The organism is Candidatus Infernicultor aquiphilus, from assembly GCF_002784285.1.
Taxonomy (GTDB): Bacteria; Atribacterota; Phoenicimicrobiia; order Phoenicimicrobiales; family Phoenicimicrobiaceae; genus Infernicultor; species Infernicultor aquiphilus.
The window spans coordinates 1-2,934 of the sequence record NZ_PFKO01000246.1; the positions used below are offsets into that span (position 1 = coordinate 1).

Consider the following 2,934-nt stretch of genomic DNA (forward strand, 5'->3'; position numbering starts at 1 on the left):
ACCATGATATCACGGCAACCTGGGAGACCCAGCTTATTCTTCTAAAAGGAGTATGATAAACAACCGATACAAAGGGAGGATATCAAATGATGAGCTGGGAGTCGGATAGCCCTATAGTACCTGTGACCTCGGGTAATGCCGAGTGAGGAAAGGGGGCTACATATTGTTGCTCTTATTAAGGACACATTAACTACGCTTCAGGAGTAGATTATTAATGGAAACGAAATTAGTAAGAATAGCCCAAATAGCTAAAGTAAAACCAAAGGAGGTATTTACATCACTATATCATCATTTAAATGAGGAGATGTTAACTCAAGCTCATCAGGAGCTCAAGGGAGACAAGGCAGTAGGAGTAGATGAAATAACCAAGGCAAACTATGCAGAAAATCTCAAGGAGAATATTCACCATCTGGTAGAAGCCTTAAAGAGACACAGCTACAAACCTCAGCCAGTAAGAAGGGTGTATATCCCTAAAGGGAAAAGCCAAAGGCGACCTTTAGGAATCCCTTCCTATGAAGATAAGATCGTCCAGTTGGGGCTAACTAAAATACTCCAGGCTATCTACGAAGCAGATTTTCTGTCCTGTTCTTACGGTTTCAGACCGAAGATAAGTGGTCATAATGCCTTAAAGAGACTCAATGACATCCTTATTTTTGGAAAGACTAACTACATTGTGGATACCGACATAAAGAGCTTCTTTGATAGTGTAGACCATAAATTACTGATAGAGTTTATCGGCTTAAGGATTGCAGACCCCAATATCAAAAGGCTGATTGTGCGCTTCCTAAAGGCAGGGGTAATGGAGCAAGGTAAATATGAGCCCACCTTAAGTGGAACTCCCCAAGGGGCAATCATCTCTCCAATCCTGGCCAATATATACCTGCATTATGTCCTTGATTTATGGTTTTCTCGGGTAGTGAAGAAATACTGTAAAGGGGAGGCCTATCTCATCAGGTATGCTGATGACTTTGTCTGCTGTTTTCAATACCAAAAAGATGCAGTCCGATTCTATCAGGCCTTACGGGGAAGATTAGCCAAATTTAAGTTGGAATTGGCGATAGATAAGACTAAGATTATTGAGTTTGGTAGGTTGGCAACAGAAAATAGAAAGGCTAAGGGTTTAGAAAAACCCGAGACCTTCTCCTTCTTGGGGTTCACCCACTACTGTAGTCAAAGCAGAAACGGTAAATTCAGAGTAAAGCGGAAAACTGAGGCCAAGAAATTTAAATACAAGATAATAGCTTTCAAGGAATGGATTAGGAAAATTAGGAGCTTTGTCCCTATTTCAGATATCTTCAGACAGGTACGGATTAAGCTCTTAGGCCATTATGCCTATTACGGAATAACCGATAATCTGAGGATGATTAGAAGCTTTTATGATATAGTAATAAAGCTACTATTTAAGTGGTTTAATCGCCGAAGTCAAAGGAGAAGTTTTACCTATGATAAATTTAAACTATACCTTAAACATAATCCTTTGCCTTTACCGAGAATATATGTAAGTATCTTTGCTTAATGGTGCTTATGGATAAGATAATATGAAGAGCCGAATGCCTTAATTGGGCACGTTCGGATCTGTGAGGGGTGGACTGTCAATTAGCCATGGAACAAATATTGTGACACTTCCATTTAGGAAACGGGAAGAAACGGGGAATACAAAGCTGTTCCTAAAGTTAAGAGATGTTCATCTACTCGACTATCCGCACGAGATTGCTTCGTTACTTCGTTCCTCGCAATGACACAAGAACCTTTATTTACAAGGGTTTTAGAAAATAATGAGGACAGGCTTTACTTTTTGTCTTGCACTAAATGCGGGAGGACAAAAGAAGACTGTCCCCATTTAAAATTACCCCCTTCAGGAATGCCCTAAATATGCACGTAGAGTGCCTTTTTTTGAAGGGGTGAAAATTTAGCCATAGCAGTAGGGGTGAGGATATCCATAATTTAAAAATTGTATAGTATGTTCTGGACAACGCACATTGTTAGCTTGACACAGAGTAATGTTTTAGTATAAAATGATACCAATTATGGAAACTATATCTAAACAAAAAGCCATTCAAATTTTAATTCAGAAAAATATTTCTCTGCTGGATATTGGCACTGCCCAAAAAATATTCTCTTTTCAGAAAGAGAATAGTCTTTACAAATTTCTGCAAAGATTAGAAAAAGCTGATATCTTAAAAAGAGTGGTAAAGGTATACCATCACTTCGGTTACTCCTCTAAAAACCAAGAAGATTGTCTATAATGAAAAGGAATTTGAATTTGCCCATCTGAAAAAGGAGTATTTTTTAGGTTAAGTAAAAAACAGATGCAAATTTATGAAGCCTTAAATTTAAAAGAGAGAGCGTTTATATCTCTGGTAGGGGCAGGAGGGAAAAGCACTTTCTTTAACCGATTAGCTCAGGAATTAAGTAAACAGAAAAAAAAGATTGTTTTGACTACTACTACCCATATGTTTACCTGGCAATTAACCCCTTTTATAAAAAAGGGGAACCTAATTGAAGCCGATGATGAAAAGACTATGGAAGAGAAGATTAAAAAATATTTTCAGTTAACAAAAAACAGAGAAGTAGTACTGATTCATCATCGGGTAAAAGAAAAAAAAGAAGAAAAAATTTCCGGTCCCACACCTTTTTATTTAGATAAATGGTGGAAAGAAGGCTTGGCAGATTTTTTCTTGGTAGAAGCCGATGGGGCAGCGGGGAGGACGGTAAAGGCGCCCGCTTCTTATGAGCCAGTAATTCCTTCATCAACCACAGATTTAGTTGGAGTGATTGGTATAGATGCTCTGGGTCTTTCTTTACAGGAAGAAAATGTTTTTCGTTCTAAAGTATTCTCCCAACTAACCGGATTAAAATTAGGAGAAAAGATTGGAATGGAGGATTTATCCCTTTTAATCTGCCATCCCGAAGGTTTATTTAAAGGAGCTCCTC

Annotated in this window: 3 protein-coding genes; all 3 read left to right on the forward strand. The window is 38.2% G+C overall.

Features of this window, described 5'->3' with window-relative positions:
- Positions 1 to 214 precede the first annotated feature (214 nt).
- Positions 215 to 1,516: a group II intron reverse transcriptase/maturase gene (gene ltrA, locus COZ07_RS06595; RefSeq protein ID WP_406607777.1), complete on the forward strand. Its 1,302-nt coding sequence runs from the start codon at positions 215 to 217 to the stop codon at positions 1,514 to 1,516.
- A gap of 511 nt (positions 1,517 to 2,027) precedes the next feature.
- The gene (locus tag COZ07_RS06600) at positions 2,028 to 2,246 is read left to right on the forward strand and encodes a hypothetical protein (RefSeq protein WP_406607778.1); all 219 of its coding nucleotides are present in this window, start codon (positions 2,028 to 2,030) and stop codon (positions 2,244 to 2,246) included.
- Positions 2,247 to 2,309: 63 nt separating this feature from the next.
- On the forward strand, positions 2,310 to 2,934 hold a 625-nt coding region (yqeC, locus tag COZ07_RS06605; RefSeq protein ID WP_406607779.1), incomplete at its 3' end, for a selenium cofactor biosynthesis protein YqeC.

Coding starts and splice junctions, on each gene's coding strand:
- COZ07_RS06600 (WP_406607778.1), top strand. CDS start 2,028: ATGGAAACTATATCTAAACAAAAAGCCATTCAAATTTTAATTCAGAAA.
- ltrA (WP_406607777.1), top strand. CDS start 215: ATGGAAACGAAATTAGTAAGAATAGCCCAAATAGCTAAAGTAAAACCA.